Origin of the sequence: Bradyrhizobium sp. Arg816, from assembly GCF_029989365.1 — a bacterium.
Lineage (GTDB): Bacteria > Pseudomonadota > Alphaproteobacteria > Rhizobiales > Xanthobacteraceae > Bradyrhizobium.
Genome location: NZ_JAPRAQ010000001.1, coordinates 184,069 through 199,719 on the forward strand (window position 1 = coordinate 184,069; position 15,651 = coordinate 199,719).

A 15,651-nucleotide genomic window follows, 5' to 3' on the forward strand; every position below is an offset into this window, starting at 1 on the left:
TCGGGTTGGTTCCCGGAGCGACTACCGCCCCGTCTTCACCTTCGTCCAGAGCCGGTTGATGATCCGCTGCGTCGCAGGCTCACGCGCCGTGATGACGAACAACTTCGAGAGCGTCGCCTCGTCCGGATAGATGTTCTTGTCATCAAGGATCTTCGGATCGATCAGCTTCTGGCTGGCGAGGTTGCCGTTGGCGTAGGACAGGAAGTCCGAATTCTTGGCGGCGACATCCGGGCGATAGAGATAGTTGATCAGCTCGTAGGCTTCCCTAACGTTCTTGGCGTCGGCGGGGATCGCGAGATTGTCGAAGAACATCTGTGCGCCCTCCTTCGGAATGGCGTAGCCGATCTCGACGCCGCTTTTCGCTTCAGCCGCGCGGGCGCGGGCCTGCATGATGTCGCCGGACCAGCCGACCACGAAGCAGATCTCGCCGGTGGCGAGCGCGCTGAGATATTCGGACGAATGAAACTTGCGCACGGACGGGCGGACCTTGGCGACGACGTCGGCTGCCTTGTCGAGGTCGGCCTGCTTGGTCGAGTTCGGATCGAGCCCGAGATAATTCAGCGCCGCCGGAAAGATGTCGTCGGCGGAGTCGAGCATGTGGACGCCGCAGTCTTTGAATTTCGCCAAATTCTCCGGCTTGAAGACGATGTCCCAACTGTCGATCTTCGCGTCGGCTCCCAGGATCTGCTTCAGCTTGGCGACGTTGTAGCCGATGCCCGTCGTGCCCCACATGTAGTTCGCGGCGTAGACATTGCCGGGGTCGTAAATGCCAAGGCGCTCGGTCACCACGCCCCACGCATTGGCGAGGTTCGGCAGCTTCGACTTGTCGAGCTTCTGGAAGATGTTGGCCTTGATCTGGCGCTGGAGGAAATAGGCCGTGGGCACCACGACGTCGTAGCCGGACTTGCCGGCCATCAGGCGCGTCTCCAGCGTCTCGTTGGCATCAAAGGTTTCGTAGACCACTTTGATGCCGGTCTCCTTGGTGAAGGCCTCAAGGACGTCAGGCGCCATGTAGTTCGACCAGTTGTAGAAGTTGACGACCCGCTCCTCGGCCTCTGAGGGGGCAGAAAGCAACGTCAGCGCCGCGGCGATCGCAAAACCAAGGCAAAGCCTGGAGCGGCCGACGTTCGTCATCTTTCCTACCTCTTGCGCCCGCGCACCGCGTCCGACAGCCGCTCCAGCGCGGTGTCGAGGGTCTCGTCCTTCTTGGCAAAGCAGAAGCGGACCACGGAGGTCACCGCGTCCTGCTCGTAGAAGGCCGACACCGGGATCGCCGCGACCTTGTAGTCCTTCACGATCCGCCAGCAGAACTCGGTGTCGCTCTCGTTGAGCCCGAGCGGCGATAGGTCGACGGTGAGGAAGTAGGTGCCCTGCGACTTCAGCACGGGGAAGCCGAGGCTCTCCAGCCCCCTGGTCAGGCGGTCCCTGCTCCGCGTCAGGTCCTTGCGCATCGACAGGAAGTAGTCGTCGGACTTGCCAAGCCCGTAGGCGACGGCGGCTTGCAAGTTCGGCGCGGTGGTGAAGGTCAGGAACTGGTGCACTTTGGCCGCCACCCGCAGCAGCGGCGGCGCGGCGCAGACGAAGCCGATCTTCCAGCCGGTCAACGAGAAGATCTTGCCGGCCGAGCCGACCTTGATGGTGCGGTCGCGCATGCCGGGGATGGTGATCAGCGGGATGTGCTTGTGCTCGTCGAAGGTGACGTGCTCCCAGACCTCGTCGCAGATCGCGATGACGTCGAACTCCTGGCAGTAGCGCGCAAGCAGTTCGAGATCTTCGCGCGGATAGACCACTGCGGACGGATTCAGGGGATTGTTGAAGAGCACCGCCTTGGTCTTTGAATTGAAGACGCTTTTCAGCATGTCCTCATTCAACCGCCAGTGCGGCGGCTCGAGGCGTACGAGGCGCGGAATGCCGCCGGCCTGGCGGATGATCGGCAAATAGGAATCATAGACCGGCTGGAAGCAGACCACCTCGTCGCCGGGCTGGACCACCGCGAGGATCGCCGAGGTCAGCGCCTCGGTGCCGCCGGAGGTGACCATCACCTCGCTCATCGGATCGAGCTTGAGGCCGTGCCAGTGACCGTAATGGGTCGCGATCGCCTGACGCAGCTCCGGCAGGCCCATCATCGAGGGGTACTGGTTGTAGCCGTTCAGCGAGGCATCGGCCGCGGCGCGGCGGATGTCCTCAGGCCCGGGATCATCAGGAAAGCCCTGGCCGAGATTGATGGCGTTGTTGTCGCGCGCGGCCTGCGACATCGCCTCGAAGATGGTGACGGGAAGGTCGGCAAAGACCTTGTTCAGCGAGGAGCTCTTGGTCGTCATCGCGAGGTCAGCCACCGACCTTGCTGGGAAGACCCGCCGCCTTCCAGCCCAGCATGCCGCCGGCCAGATGCTTGTCATAAGGCAGCCCCGCCGCCTGCGCCGCGAGCGAGGCCGTCACCGAGCGTTTTCCGGAGCGGCAGGCGAACACGACCTCTTTGCCCTGGGGATCGGGGATCGCCTTGGGATCGAAGGTCGAGAGCGGCACGACAACGCCGTAGGGATATGCCTCGGCCTCGACCTCGTTCGGCTCGCGCACGTCGACGAGGAGATAGCGCCCTTCCGCGACACCCTTGGAGACCTCGTCCGGGGTCAGATCCTGTACCTGGTTTGCCACATCATCCTCCAACGTCCGAGCCTGCGCCGGAGCGATCCCGGCGGGCGGCAACCTCGCCTCTCGGCAGGCGAAAATCAAGCGCTACAAAGGCTTGAGCTGCATGCCGCAAGTTAAAGCTAAATCGCAGCGACTTGAAGTGCAGCTTTCAGGATGCCTGAAACTCCTGCTCCGCATCCCACCACGCGCTCGGTGTCATTCCCCGCGGAAGCGGGGAATCTAGTACGCCGCGGCTTCTCGGTTCTAGCCGCGCCGTCTCTGGAATACTGGGTCGCCCGGTCAAGCCGGGCGACGACAGCGGGGGAACTAGATCGTCACCTGCGTTCCAACCTCGACGACGCGGCCGGAGGGGATCTGGAAATAGTCGGTGGCGTCGTTGGCGGAGCGGCTGAGCGAGATGAACAGCCGGTCCTGCCAGCGCGGCATGCCGGAATGGGCGGCGGGCTTGAGCGCCCTCCGCGACAGGAAGAACGAGGTCGACATGATGTCGAACTGCCAGCCGAGCTTGCGGGCGATCGCAAGCGCTTTCGGCACATTGGGCGATTCCATGAAGCCGAACTTCAGCGTCACCTTGGAGAAGGTCGGTGAGATCTGCTCCAGCCTCACGCGCTCGGCCGGATCAATCCGCGGAGTCTGCGCGGTCTCGATGGTGAGAATGACATTCTTCTCATGCAGCACTTTGTAGTGCTTCAGACTATGCATCAGCGCGGTCGGGGCGCTGAGCGGATCCGAGGTCAGGAACACCGCGGTGCCGGGCACGCGCTGCGGCGGCCGTTTCTCCAGCATCGCCACGAGGTCGGCGAGCGGGAATTCGAGCTTGCGCGACTTCTCGAACAGCAGCCGGCTGCCGCGCCGCCACGTGTACATCAGGATGATCATGAGCGCGCCGAGCGCGAGCGGCACCCAGCCGCCCTCGAACACCTTGAGCAGGTTGGCGGCGAGGAAGGTCAGGTCGAGGAACAGGAACGGCACGATCAGGGCGGCGGCGGCGAACGGCGACCACTTCCAGACCTTCCAGATCACGACGAAACCCATCATCGCCGTGACCACCATGGTCCCGGTGACAGAGATGCCATAGGCCGACGCCAGCGCGCTGGAGGAGCGGAACAGCAGCACCAGCAGCACCACCGCGACCAGCAGAAGCTGGTTGATGCGCGGGATGAAGATCTGGCCCGAATGAGCTTCAGACGTATGGCGAATTTCGAAGCGCGGCAGCAACCCGAGCTGAATCGCCTGGCGCGTCAGCGAATAGGCACCGGTGATGACGGCCTGGCTCGCGATCACCGTGGCAGCGGTGGCGAGAACGACCATGCAGCCGCGGAAAAAGCCTTGCGGGAACAGCTGGAAGAACGGGCTCACGATCGCGCCGGGATCGCCGAGGACGAGAGCGCCCTGCCCCAGATAGTTCAGCGCCAGCGACGGCAGCACGATGAACAGCCAGGCGGTCTGGATCGGCCGCTTGCCGAAATGGCCGAGGTCGGCATAGAGCGCCTCGGCACCGGTGACCGCCAGGAACACCGCGCCCAGCGTCACGAAACCGATGATGCCATGGTGGAACATGAAGGACACGGCGTAGAGCGGGTTCAGCGCGAACAGCACCTGCGGCTGCTCGATGATCGGGTGGATGGCCGCGATCGCGATCACCGCGAACCAGACGCACATCACGGGACCGAAGAACGCGGCGACGCGGGCGGTGCCGCGCGACTGCACGGCGAACAGGCCGACCAGGATGATCACGGTCAACGGAACGATGTAAGGCTCGAAGTGCAGGGTGATATCCTTCATGCCTTCGATGGCCGATAGCACCGAAAGCGCCGGCGTGATCACGGCGTCGCCGTAGAACAGGGCGCCGGAAATGATGCCGAGCAGGACGATGGTCGCCCCGCCGGTGCCGACCGCGCGCTGGGCCAGCGCCATCAGCGCCAGCGTGCCGCCCTCGCCATTGTTGTCGGCGCGGAGCAGGATCACGACGTATTTGAGCGTCACCACGACGATGAGCGCCCACAGGATCAGCGAGAGCACGCCAAGCACGGCTGCCGGCGTCGGCACCCCCTCCGCGCCCGAGGCCGCCATCACCGCCTCGCGGAACGCGTAGAGCGGGCTGGTGCCGATATCGCCGTAGACGACGCCGATGCTGCCGAGCGTCAGCGCACCGAAACGGGCGGTGGTGTGGGCTTCGCCATGCCCATTGGCCGCCGCCGTTTCCGGGGCGGAAATCGCTACGTCACTTGTCATGGGAGAGCCCAGTGGCCTCTAGAATGCTTCGCTGCACAACGGCGGAAGAGCGCGCGGCTTATAGTCCTGCGCTGCCGGCATAGCCTAGCCCGATTTTGGGCCCTTGCCATGCGAAATTTGCATGGATTGGCCAATTGCGTTCAGATGGTGACTTGGGTGCCGACTTCAACCACCCGCCCGGTCGGAATCTGGAAATAGTCGGTGGCGTCGTTGGCGGACCGGCTCAGCGCAATGAAGAGGTGATCCTGCCACAGCGGCATGCCCGACTGGGCCGAGGCCTTGAGCGACCTTCGCGACACGAAGAACGACGTCGACATGATGTCGAACTGCCAACCCTGCTTGCGGGCGATCGCCAGCGCCTTCGGCACGTTCGGCTGCTCCATGTAGCCGAAGCGCAGCCTGACCTTGGAGAACTTGTCGCTGATCTTCTCCATGCGGAACCGCTCGGACAGGTCGACCCGCGGCGTATGCGCGGTCTCGATGGTCAGGACCACGTTGTGCTCGTGCAGCACCTTGTTGTGCTTGAGATTGTGCAGCAGCGCGGTCGGCACGAAGGCGGGATCGCTGGTCAGGAACACCGCGGTGCCCTTGACGATGTGCGGCGGGCGCTTCTCGAGGCTGCGGATCAGATCGTCGAGCGGCACCTCGATCCGGCGCGTCTTCTGGAGCAGGATGCCGGTCCCCTTGCGCCAGGTCCAGATCGTCCCGGCCATGGCCGCGCCAAACAGCAGTGGCACCCAGGCGCCCTCGAGCAGCTTGAGCAAATTGGCGCTGAAGAAGCTGATGTCTACGACAACGAATGGAACGATCACCGCCGCAGCCGTCGCGGCGCGCCAGTTCCACAGTTTCCAGATCACGACGAAGCCCATGACGCCGTCGGCGACCATGGTGGTGGAGACCGCGATGCCGTAGGCCGAAGCCAGATTGCTGGGGGTGTGGAACAACAGCACGAGCAACATCACGCCGATCAGCAGCAGCCGATTGACACGCGGCAGATAGATCTGGCCAGCATGGGTCTCGGAGGTGTAGCGCACTTCGAAGCGCGGCAGGAGGCCAAGCTGCACCGCCTGATAGACCAGCGAATAGGCGCCGGTGATCACGGCCTGGCTCGCGATCACGGTCGCCGCGGTCGCAAGTCCAACCAGCGGCAGCACCAGACTCTCGGGCACCATGCGATAGAACGAATGCTCGATCGCACTGGGATCGGACAGCACCAGCGCGCCCTGCCCGAAATAGTTGATCAGGAGCGCGGGCAGCACGAAGAACATCCAGGCCGACTGGATCGGCTTGCGGCCGAAATGGCCGAGATCGGCGTAGAGCGCCTCGCCGCCCGTCACCGCCAGGAACACGGCGCCGAGCGTCACCAGGCCGATCGTGCCGTGCGACAGCAGGAATTGCAGCGCGTAATAGGGATTGATGGCCGCCAGCACCGACGGATCGTCGGCGATGTGCACGGCGCCCATCACCGCAAGAACGGTGAACCAGACCACCATCACCGGCCCGAAGGCCGAGGCCACCAGCGCCGTCCCCTTGCTCTGGACCGCGAACAGCAACACCAGGATGATGACGGTGAGCGGCACGACATAGTGTTCGAAGGCGGGGGTCACGAGCTTCAGACCCTCGACAGCCGACAGCACCGAGATGGCCGGCGTGATCATGGAATCGCCGATGAACATGGAGGCGCCGACCACGCCGAGTGCGAGCAGGAACCAGCTTCGTCGCCCGAGCGCGCGCTGGCCGAGCGCCATCAGCGAGAGCGTGCCGCCCTCCCCGTTATTGTCGGCGCGCAGCAGCAGCAGGACGTATTTGGCGGTGACGACGATAAAGAGCGCCCAGAGGATCAGCGAGAGCACGCCGAGCACCATGACCCGCGAGACCGGCTCGCCATGGGTCGCAGCCTTGACCGCCTCGTGGAATGCGTACAGCGGCGAGGTGCCGATATCGCCGAAGACAACGCCGATGCTTCCGAGCGTCAGGCCCCAGAAACCCGAGGTGACGGGCCCGTCCTGAGCGTCGGTCGATGTGATGCTCGCCGTCATGTGAGATGAGAAACGCTTCTTCCCGAGAATTGATCCGGCGCCTTTTGACCGTTCCGGCGCGCCTGTCAATCGGCACACCACCATAGCAGCCGCCGGGGCGGATGCTGTGACGGCGCAGCAACGATGATCGCTAGCGCGACGACATGCCTCAGGTAAGATGGTAGCGCAAGTGCCTAGAGCTTTCCGCTCCGAGTGAAGCGGGAACGGGCCTCGAGATTCTGAGCTTGACGGGTTTTGTTCACGCGAAACCGGCGGCCGCTTCGCGCGAAACGCTCTACGGCTTCAAATTCGGCGGCAGCGGCGGATCCTCGCGCATCAGCGTGATCGTCACCCGCCGGTTGGCCGCGAGCGAGGGATCGTCCGGAAACAGCGGCTGGGTGTCCGCCTTGCCGGCGACGGCGAAGATGTGGGATGGCGGCAGGCCCTCGCGTTCGAGGATCTGACGCACGGAATTGGCGCGATCGGCCGACAGGTCGAAGGCGCCATAGTCGCTGCGGGTCGGCACGAATCCGGCCGCGGTGTGGCCGGCGATGGAGACACGGAGCGGCGTTGCCTTCAGCGGGATCGCGAGCTTCTCGATCAGACGGCGGGTGCGGTCATACGGGACCTTGGAGCCGTCGGCGAACATCGAGCGGCCATCCTGGTCGACGATCTCCAGGTTGAGGCCCTGCTTGGTCTCCTCGAACATGATGTGCTTGGACATCTCGGTCAGTTCCGGCATGTCCTGCAACGCCTGGCGCAGCGAGGCCGCGGCGAGCGCGAAATTGCGGTCGACCTTGATCTTCGCGCCGGACGTCTTGTCGCGGTCCTCCTGATCCGGCGTCGGCGTGTTGGAGGCGTCCTCGGGCTGGATGTGGTCGACGTTCTTCAGCCGCGGGCGGGTCGGCAGACCGTCGGACTCGACGATACCGGCGTAGCGTGCCTCGCTCTGCACGCCGAATGCGTCGCGCATGGAGCCGGCGACGATCTTCAGCTTGTTGGCGTCCTGCGTCGAGAATGCGACGAGCATCACGAAGAAGCTCATCATCAGGCCCATCAGGTCGGCGAAGGTCACGAACCAGCCGTGACCGCCACCGTGAGCATCGCCGCGCTTCTTCTTGGCCATCTCTCGAGATCCCGGGCGGCGGCGTTACGCCGGCACCGGCTCGCCTTCGGCGTGGCGATGCTTCTCCGGCAGATAGGCCAGCAGCATTTCGCGCACGAGCGTCGGGCTCTTGGAGTCGCGGATCATCAGGATGCCGTCGATGATCAGCGTGCGGTTGGTTTCCTCGTCGAGCAGCTTGCCGTGCAGCTTGTCCGCGATCGGCAGACAGAACAGGTTCGCGACGAGCGCACCGTAGAGGGTTGCGAGCAGCGCGGTCGCCATGAACGGACCGAGCTTGGAGGGATCGGTCATGTTGGCGAACATCTGCACCATGCCGATCAGGGTGCCGATCATGCCGAAGGCCGGGGCGCAGTCGCCGATGGCGCGGTAGATCTTGCTGCCTTCGTCCAAGTGCATGAGGAAGTTGTCGCGGTCACGCTCGAGATTGTCGCGGATGAAGTCGAGGTCGTAGCCGTCGGCGACGTAGCGGATGCCCTTGGCCAGGAACGGCTCGTCGGTCTCGACCTTTTCGAGGCCGACCGGGCCCTGCTTGCGGGCGATCTCGGCGATGCGGGCGAGCTCGTCGACGAGGTCGTGCGCCGACAAGCGGCTCATGGTGAAAGCGAACTTGGCGCCGAGCGGAAGGCCGTGCAGGAGCGCGCTGAGCGGAAAGCGGATCATGGTGGCCGAGACCGAGCCGCCGAAGATGATGATCATGGCATGTTCGGAGATGAACATGTGGAGGTCGCCGCCCATGAAGATCATCGCCGTAATGACGATGATGCCCGCAATGAGCCCGACGCTCGTCATGATATCCATGGGACACTCCAACGCGAACGCAACAACGGCCGTCCTGGCCGCTGGCGCGGCCCAACCCCGAACCGCATCGGAAACCCTAGAGTGCCGCCCTTAAAGCCGCGTAAAGGTTAAGTTGAGCCGGGGCGCCAAACCGGTGCAGCGCGCTGACAGGACGCCGGCTTTGCCCGCGACCGACCGGAATCTCAACACTTCGCTAACCATGATTGCGGCGCGCCAGGACGGCAGCTCAGGACGAAAGCCCGGTCAGCTCGCGGCTGAGCGCGCGCAGGCGCCTGCGCGCGCCGGCATCGTAGGCCTGCGGATTGGCGCGCGTCTCGTTCATGCCGTTGAAGAACAGTCCGCTCTTGCCGGCGACATCGTCGCCTTCGACGAGGTGCAGGATCGCCGCACCGCCCTGCTCCACCGTCGAGATCGGCGTGATGCCGCCGGCGCGCACCATCGTGGTGTTCATGTAGGTCGCCGGATGCAGCGCGTTGACGGTGATGCCCATGCGTTTCACGTCCTCCGCGAAATCGATGGTGAACATGATCTGCGCGAGCTTGCTCTGGGCGTAGGCACGTGAACCGCTGTAGCCCTTGCTGATCATGACGTCCTCGAAATCGATCGGATGCTGACCGAGGGAGGCAACATTGACGACGCGCGAAGGTGCTGCAGACTTCAACAGCGGCAGCAGCAGGTGCGCAAGCAGGAAGCCCGAGAGGTAATTCACCGCAAAGCGCAGTTCGTAGCCGTCCGGGCTCTCCTGCCGTTGCGGTCCGTCGTTCTGCGAGCCGATGCCGGCGTTGCTGACGAACACATCGAGACGCCAGTGATCGCGGATAACGGCCGCTGCGAGCTCTCGCGTGCCCGACATCGACGATAGATCGGCCTGGTAGAATGTCGGCGCGGCGTGGCCGGCCTGCACGATCTGGTCGATCAGCGCGTTCGCGCGCACGGCATCTCGGCCGTGGATCAGGACCCTCGCACCTGCTTCGGCCAGCCGGCGCGCGACGTGGCGGCCGACGCCGTCCGTCGAACCGGTGATCAGGGCGGTTTTGCCAGTCATCTTCATTGTGCGTCCTCCGACTGCGGCCCTGCGCCACATCCGCGACGAGAGATCATGCAGTATTCTATTGCCGGGCGGCATGCTCCATCGCAGGAGCCGTTTTGCCATGTTGACGCTGTTCGGTCTTCTCACCGCGCTGCCCGCGGTACTGGCGCTCCACCTGCTCGAACCAGGCCTCGTCCTGCCGGCGTTCAGCGTCTTGCTGTTTGTCGAGGCGGGCTTTGCCGTGATCGCAGCGCGCTTGATTCACGTCCCTGATGATGCCGACGACATCACCCTCTGGGATCTCGCCGGCGGCTTCACCCTGATCGGGTGCGCCGCCGCAGTGTTCGGCGAGCCGGATCAGGCCGCCCTGTTTCTGACGGAACAGGGCGGCCCGCGGCCGGCAAGCCGGCCGTAAGTCGTTCGGTCGCCCCTCAGTGAATCTCCGCCGAGCGCTTCAGCGCGGCTTTCAACTTCTCCAGCGAGAAGTCGGGGCTGCGCGCGATCTCCAGGATCGGCGTCTCGCGGCGGCCGCAGAGCTCGGCGGCCTCGGGCAGCTTTGCCGCGATGTCGAGCGGGATCACGATGGCGCCGTGCTGGTCGGCATGGATCAGATCGTCGGACTTCACGGTCATGCCGGCGACGCGCACCTCGCCGCCGAAGCTTTCCGCATGCACCCAGGCATGCGACGGGCCGATCGAGCCGGCCAGCGCCTGGAAGCCCGGGGCCCATTGCGGGATGTCGCGAATCGAGCCGTCGGTGATGACACCGAGGCAGCCGAGCGCTTTGTGCACGTTGCTCTGCACCTCGCCCCAGAACGCGCCGTAGCCGACGTCGGGGCCGTCAATGTCCTGGATCACCGAGATGCGCGGACCGTGGCCGGTGCCGACATATTCGTAATATTCGATGCGGCGCTTGGACTGCTCTTCGGCCGGCAGCGAGGACTTCAGCACCGAGCGGATCGCAACCGTGCGGGCGTAGCCGACGATCGGCGGCAGGTCGGGAAATGGGCAGACCAGTTGCTTGGTGGTGTAGCCGATCAACCGGCGCTCGGGCGCCACGATCTCCATGGCATTGCAGATCGTCGGGGTGTCATAGCGGCCCAGCGCTTCGAGGACGGAAGCGGGCAGCGGCCCGGTCGCTTTATCAGTCACGGCGTTCTCTCCCAGATTGGCGGCCGCTGTTGGCGCGGTGCCGCCGGCACAGGGCGATATAGCCGAGATCGGGCTTCAACCCAACTCGGCCGCCTTCATGGCAGATATCCGCGAAAACCGCTCAGTGCAGCCGTCCGGGCCGGTCGTCGTCGTCGTGCGGCGGCTCCGACAAATTGGCCAGCGTCGGCGCCGAAGGCGGCGACGGGACCTCGCCTCCCGACGGCGCAGTGGCCGCCATCGCGCGCGCCTGGTCGCGATAGGATTTGTAGCCGAGCGGCAAACCGAGCAGATACAGCACCGTGCCGATCGACAGCACGTGCCAGGGATAGGCAATCAGGATAGCGATGAAGACGATCACCGCGACGAACGCCGGCAGCACCAGCTCGGGCGGCACGCGCATGCGCTTGGTCTTGCCGGAGAATACCGGCAGACGCGACACCATCAGGAAGGCGATCAAGAGCGTATAGGCCGCCGTCACCGCCGCGGGCAGCCGGCCGAGATCGAGAAACGCGATATAGATCGGCAGCAGCACGGTGATCGCGCCGGCGGGCGCCGGCACGCCGGTGAAGAAATTGGCGGCGAAGGCCGGTTTGTTCGGATCGTCCATGGTGGCGTTGAAGCGCGCCAGCCTCAAGCCCCCGGAGATCGCAAACACCATGGCGGCGATCCAGCCGGCATTGCCGAGCTCGTGCAACTGCCAGAAGTACAGCATCAGGCCGGGCGCCACGCCGAAATTGACGAAGTCGGCGAGGCTGTCGAGCTCGGCGCCGAACTTGGACTGGCCCTTGATCATGCGCGCGACGCGGCCATCGATGCCGTCGAGGGCAGCCGCGAACACGATGGCATAGACCGCGAGCGTCATCCGCCCCTCGATCGACAGCCGGATCGAGGTCAGGCCGGCGCAGATCGCCAGCAGCGTGATGACGTTGGGCACCAACATCCGCACCGGGATCGGGCGGAACCGCCGGCGGCGGACGTCAGGGTCTTTAAGATCATAGGGCGTCATGGCTTACCTCAAGGCGAGATATAGCAAGCCGCGTCCCCCTCCGCCATTGCGGCGGAAGGCCCTGATGCACCGACCAATGGTTAATTGGCGCGGTAGGCGCGGCTTGGGTCGTCCCCGGCAAGATCGGCCAAAATCGTCTCCCCGGCGATCGCGGTCTGCCCTTCCGACACCAGCGCCTTGGTGCCCAGCGGCAGATAGACGTCGAGGCGCGAGCCGAAGCGGATCAGGCCAAACCGCTCGCCCGCCCCGATCGCCTGCCCTTCCCTGACGAAGCAGACGATGCGCTTGGCGACGAGCCCCGCGATCTGGATCACGCCGATCCTAGCCGTCGGCGTCGTGATCACGAGCGAATTGCGTTCATTGTCCTCGCTCGCCTTGTCGAGCTCGGCGTTGACGAACAGGCCCGGCCGGTAGGCGATGCGGTCCACCCTGCCCGCGATCGGGCTGCGGTTCACGTGGCAGTTGAACACGCTCATGAACACCGAGATCCGCGGCAAAGGCCGGTCGCCGAGCCCGAGCTCGGCCGGCGGCAGCGCCATGGTGATCATCGAGACGCGGCCGTCGGCCGGCGACACCACGAGCCCCTCGCGCACCGGCGTCACGCGCACGGGGTCGCGGAAGAACAGCGCGCACCACACGGTCAGGATCGTGCCGATCCACCCGAGCGGCGACCACAGCCAGAACAGGATCAGGCTTGCCAGCGCAAAGCCGCCAATGAAGGGATAGCCCTCCTTGTGGATCGGCGGGATCTGACGCTGGATCGAATCGAGGATGGACATCGCTATCTGCCGCCTGGGAGTTGATGGCGCCGGGTCGCCCCCGCGCGGTGGAGTTGTTTAGGCCAGAGTTGGGACCCGAGACAAGGTCACTCCGCGGCCGCTGATGTCGCGAGGGCGTCATCGACCGGCGGCGGCTCCCGGTTGGGCGCCTCGCTGGAATCCGCCATCTTGGCCAGTTTCTCGCGCGCCGCCTCGGCCTCGCGCTGCCTGTTCCACATGCTGGCATAGAGGCCGCCCTGCACGAGCAGCTTGGCGTGGGTGCCCCGCTCGGCGATGCGGCCCTGGTCCAGCACGATGATCTCATCGGCGCCGACGATGGTGGAAAGCCGGTGCGCGATCACCAGCGAGGTGCGGTTCTTCGCCACGCGGTCGAGCGCGCCCTGGATCTCGTGCTCGGTGTGGGTGTCGAGCGCCGAGGTCGCCTCATCGAGCACCAGGATCGGCGGCGCCTTGAGCACGGTGCGCGCGATGGCGACGCGCTGCTTCTCGCCGCCGGACAGCTTCAAGCCGCGCTCGCCGACCTGGGTCTCGTAACCCATCGGCGCCATGCGGATGAAATGGTCGATCTGCGCCAGCCGCGCCGCCTCTTCGACCTCGGCATCACCAGCATCCCAGCGGCCGTAGCGGATGTTGTAACGGATGGTATCGTTGAACAGCACCGTATCCTGCGGCACCATGCCGATCGAGGCGCGCAGTGAATCCTGCGTGACCTCGCGGATGTCCTGCCCGTCGATCAGGATCTTGCCGCCGGAGACGTCGTAGAGGCGGAACAACAGACGCGAAATCGTCGACTTGCCCGCACCGGACGGGCCGACGATCGCGACCGTCTTGCCGGCCGGCACCTCAAAGCTGATGCCCTTGAGGATCGGCCGCGTCGGCTCGTAGGCAAAGCGCACGTCCTCGAAACGCAGATTGCCGGCCGAGACCACCAGCGGCTGCGCATCGGGCATGTCCTTGATCTCGGCCTCGCGTCCGAGCACGCCAAACATCTTCTCGATGTCGATGATTGCCTGCTTGATCTCGCGATAGACCATGCCCATGAAATTCAGCGGCTGGTAGAGCTGGATCATCATGGCATTGACCAGCACGAAATCGCCGACCGTGTTGGTGCCGTTGCGCACCCCGATCGCGCACATCAGCATGGTCGCGGTCAGCCCGAGCGTGAAGATCACGGCCTGGCCGGTGTTGAGCACCGCGAGCGAGGTATAGGCCTGAACGCTCGACTCCTCGTAGCGCGCGACCGACTTGTCGTAACGCTGCGCCTCGCGCGTCTCCGCGCTGAAATATTTCACGGTCTCGTAGTTGAGCAGCGAGTCGATCGCCTTGGTGTTCGCCTCGGTGTCGGAATCGTTCATCTTGCGGCGGATGCCGATCCGCCATTCGGTCGCGATGTAGGTGTAGTACATGTAGACCGCGACCGTGATCAGCGTCGCCACGACGTAGCGCCAGTCGAACTGCCAAAGCAGCACCGCCAGCAGCAGCGTGACCTCGACGATGGTCGGGATCAGCTGCAGGATCACCATGCGCACGATGACCTCGATGCCCTCGCGGCCGCGCTCGAGCACGCGCGTCAGGCCGCCGGTCTTGCGCTCGAGGTGGAAGCGCAGCGACAGCTCGTGCATGTGGATGAAGGTGATGGTGGCGAGCTTGCGCACCGCATGCATGGCGACGCGGGCAAAGATGCCGTCGCGCCATTGCGTCAGCACCGCCATCAGGATGCGCGTCACGCCATAGCTCGCGGTCAGCAGCAATGGCGAAGCGATCACCCAGAGGTGCCAGTTGTCGGGCTGCACCGGCGCGGTGTTGGCGCCGGTCAGCGCGTCCGTCGCCCATTTGAAGCTGAACGGAACGGTCAGCGTGATCAGCTTGGCGGCGAGCAACAGCACCATCGACCAGACCACCCGCATCTTCAGGTCGAAACGGTCGCCCGGCCAGATATAGGGCCACAGATGCGCCAGCGTGCCCATCAGCGTGGCCCGCTCCAGCGATCCTCCCGAGGGAGGATCGGGAACGTCTGCGCCGTCGAACGATTGAGGTTGGTCCATCAAAAAGCCTGAAAGCCCGCCGGGTGCGGGCAGCGTTACGATTTGCGATTTTCGCCCGTCATATAAAGCTTTCCCGATGCCAGCGCACCCCGCCAGATGGCGAATCTTTGATTGTTTGTCGCCATTTACCGGTAGATTTCCGGGGGATCCGAATCACCGATTGGGCTTGACGCCCCTTCGCTGCAATGCATCATGGCACCAATGAGCACGATCAAAACTGTCTGTGTCTATTGCGGCTCCGGCCCAGGAACCAATCCCAGCTTCACCGAAGGCGCCAAGGCGTTCGGCAAGGCCCTCGCCGAGAGCAACATCCGCCTGGTCTATGGCGGCGGCTCGCTCGGCCTGATGGGCTCGGTCGCAACCTCCGTGCTCGATCACGGCGGCACCGTCACCGGCATCATTCCCGAATTCCTCCGCAAGCGGGAGAATGCGCTGACCCGCGTGCAGGAGATGATCGTCACCCCCGACATGCACGAACGCAAGCGGTTGATGTTCGAGCGCTCCGACGCCTTCGTGGCATTGCCGGGCGGCGTCGGCACGCTGGAGGAGCTGGTGGAGCAGCTGACCTGGAAACAGCTCGGCCGTCACGCCAAGCCGGTGCTGCTCGCCAACTTCGACAATTTCTGGGAGCCGCTGTTCTCGCTGCTGTCGCACATGCGCCAGACCGAGTTCATCCGCGCCGGCCTTTCGGTCGACATCCTCAAGGCCGATCGCGTCGAGGATATTCTGCCGAAGCTGAAGGCGGCGGCGGCACAGATCGCCGAATCTGAAACGCAGCTCGCTCCGGAAGTGGCGCGCAAGCTCTAGCGCC

Annotated in this window: 13 protein-coding genes and 1 pseudogene; 2 read left to right on the forward strand and 12 right to left on the reverse strand. The window is 64.8% G+C overall.

Annotated features, from left to right (window positions below; translation table 11 throughout):
- Positions 1-21 precede the first annotated feature (21 nt).
- The 8 genes from OWC48_RS00865 to OWC48_RS00900 form a co-directional block, all read right to left on the reverse strand.
- On the reverse strand, positions 22-1,134 hold the full coding sequence (locus tag OWC48_RS00865; protein WP_282518226.1) for a polyamine ABC transporter substrate-binding protein: 1,113 nt from the start codon (positions 1,132-1,134) through the stop codon (positions 22-24).
- Positions 1,135-1,139: 5 nt separating this feature from the next.
- A complete protein-coding gene (locus tag OWC48_RS00870) occupies positions 1,140-2,321 on the reverse strand; it encodes an aminotransferase (RefSeq protein WP_038932055.1) in 1,182 nt (393 codons plus the stop codon).
- 7 nt (positions 2,322-2,328) lie between these two features.
- The gene (locus tag OWC48_RS00875) at positions 2,329-2,655 is read right to left on the reverse strand and encodes a rhodanese-like domain-containing protein (RefSeq protein WP_008139644.1); all 327 of its coding nucleotides are present in this window, start codon (positions 2,653-2,655) and stop codon (positions 2,329-2,331) included.
- Positions 2,656-2,958: 303 nt separating this feature from the next.
- On the reverse strand, positions 2,959-4,887 hold the full coding sequence (locus OWC48_RS00880) for a potassium transporter Kup (RefSeq protein WP_282518227.1): 1,929 nt from the start codon (positions 4,885-4,887) through the stop codon (positions 2,959-2,961).
- Between the two features lie 140 nt (positions 4,888-5,027).
- Positions 5,028-6,926: a potassium transporter Kup gene (locus tag OWC48_RS00885; protein WP_282518228.1), complete on the reverse strand. Its 1,899-nt coding sequence runs from the start codon at positions 6,924-6,926 to the stop codon at positions 5,028-5,030.
- A 274-nt stretch (positions 6,927-7,200) separates the two neighbouring features.
- On the reverse strand, positions 7,201-8,031 hold the full coding sequence (locus OWC48_RS00890) for a flagellar motor protein MotB (protein ID WP_282518229.1): 831 nt from the start codon (positions 8,029-8,031) through the stop codon (positions 7,201-7,203).
- Positions 8,032-8,055: 24 nt separating this feature from the next.
- Positions 8,056-8,829, reverse strand: a complete 774-nt coding sequence (locus OWC48_RS00895; RefSeq protein ID WP_028146686.1) for a motility protein A — start codon at positions 8,827-8,829, stop codon at positions 8,056-8,058.
- A 226-nt stretch (positions 8,830-9,055) separates the two neighbouring features.
- A complete protein-coding gene (locus OWC48_RS00900) occupies positions 9,056-9,880 on the reverse strand; it encodes an SDR family NAD(P)-dependent oxidoreductase (RefSeq protein ID WP_282518230.1) in 825 nt (274 codons plus the stop codon).
- A 100-nt stretch (positions 9,881-9,980) separates the two neighbouring features.
- Here OWC48_RS00900 and OWC48_RS00905 point away from each other — a divergent pair, with 100 nt between their 5' ends.
- The gene (locus OWC48_RS00905; RefSeq protein WP_282518231.1) at positions 9,981-10,274 is read left to right on the forward strand and encodes a hypothetical protein; all 294 of its coding nucleotides are present in this window, start codon (positions 9,981-9,983) and stop codon (positions 10,272-10,274) included.
- A 16-nt stretch (positions 10,275-10,290) separates the two neighbouring features.
- Here the strand turns inward: OWC48_RS00905 and OWC48_RS00910 are convergent, their stop codons facing one another.
- The 4 genes and pseudogenes from OWC48_RS00910 to OWC48_RS00925 form a co-directional block, all read right to left on the reverse strand.
- Positions 10,291-11,010 (reverse strand): RraA family protein, encoded by a 720-nt coding sequence (locus tag OWC48_RS00910; protein ID WP_208086134.1) that lies wholly within the window; start codon positions 11,008-11,010, stop codon positions 10,291-10,293.
- A 121-nt stretch (positions 11,011-11,131) separates the two neighbouring features.
- Positions 11,132-12,016 carry a phosphatidylcholine/phosphatidylserine synthase gene (locus OWC48_RS00915; RefSeq protein ID WP_282518232.1) on the reverse strand — a complete coding sequence of 295 codons (885 nt, stop codon included), beginning with the start codon at positions 12,014-12,016 and terminating at the stop codon, positions 11,132-11,134.
- Positions 12,017-12,096: 80 nt separating this feature from the next.
- Positions 12,097-12,807: pseudogene (locus tag OWC48_RS00920) on the reverse strand (phosphatidylserine decarboxylase); the annotation flags it as partial.
- Positions 12,808-12,881: 74 nt separating this feature from the next.
- The gene (locus OWC48_RS00925) at positions 12,882-14,840 is read right to left on the reverse strand and encodes an ABC transporter ATP-binding protein/permease (RefSeq protein WP_282518233.1); all 1,959 of its coding nucleotides are present in this window, start codon (positions 14,838-14,840) and stop codon (positions 12,882-12,884) included.
- 201 nt (positions 14,841-15,041) lie between these two features.
- On the opposite strand from OWC48_RS00925, the gene OWC48_RS00930 reads away from it, so the two are divergent.
- On the forward strand, positions 15,042-15,647 hold the full coding sequence (locus OWC48_RS00930) for a TIGR00730 family Rossman fold protein (RefSeq protein ID WP_248882691.1): 606 nt from the start codon (positions 15,042-15,044) through the stop codon (positions 15,645-15,647).
- Positions 15,648-15,651: the final 4 nt, after the last annotated feature.

Excerpts from the sequence above, each read along its gene's own strand:
- OWC48_RS00905 (WP_282518231.1), top strand. The coding sequence starts at position 9,981 with ATGTTGACGCTGTTCGGTCTTCTCACCGCGCTGCCCGCGGTACTGGCG.
- OWC48_RS00925 (WP_282518233.1), bottom strand. The coding sequence starts at position 14,840 with ATGGACCAACCTCAATCGTTCGACGGCGCAGACGTTCCCGATCCTCCC.
- OWC48_RS00890 (WP_282518229.1), bottom strand. The coding sequence starts at position 8,031 with ATGGCCAAGAAGAAGCGCGGCGATGCTCACGGTGGCGGTCACGGCTGG.
- OWC48_RS00900 (WP_282518230.1), bottom strand. The coding sequence starts at position 9,880 with ATGAAGATGACTGGCAAAACCGCCCTGATCACCGGTTCGACGGACGGC.
- OWC48_RS00895 (WP_028146686.1), bottom strand. The coding sequence starts at position 8,829 with ATGGATATCATGACGAGCGTCGGGCTCATTGCGGGCATCATCGTCATT.
- OWC48_RS00880 (WP_282518227.1), bottom strand. The coding sequence starts at position 4,887 with ATGACAAGTGACGTAGCGATTTCCGCCCCGGAAACGGCGGCGGCCAAT.
- OWC48_RS00885 (WP_282518228.1), bottom strand. The coding sequence starts at position 6,926 with ATGACGGCGAGCATCACATCGACCGACGCTCAGGACGGGCCCGTCACC.
- OWC48_RS00870 (WP_038932055.1), bottom strand. The coding sequence starts at position 2,321 with ATGACGACCAAGAGCTCCTCGCTGAACAAGGTCTTTGCCGACCTTCCC.
- OWC48_RS00865 (WP_282518226.1), bottom strand. The coding sequence starts at position 1,134 with ATGACGAACGTCGGCCGCTCCAGGCTTTGCCTTGGTTTTGCGATCGCC.
- OWC48_RS00930 (WP_248882691.1), top strand. The coding sequence starts at position 15,042 with ATGAGCACGATCAAAACTGTCTGTGTCTATTGCGGCTCCGGCCCAGGA.
- OWC48_RS00915 (WP_282518232.1), bottom strand. The coding sequence starts at position 12,016 with ATGACGCCCTATGATCTTAAAGACCCTGACGTCCGCCGCCGGCGGTTC.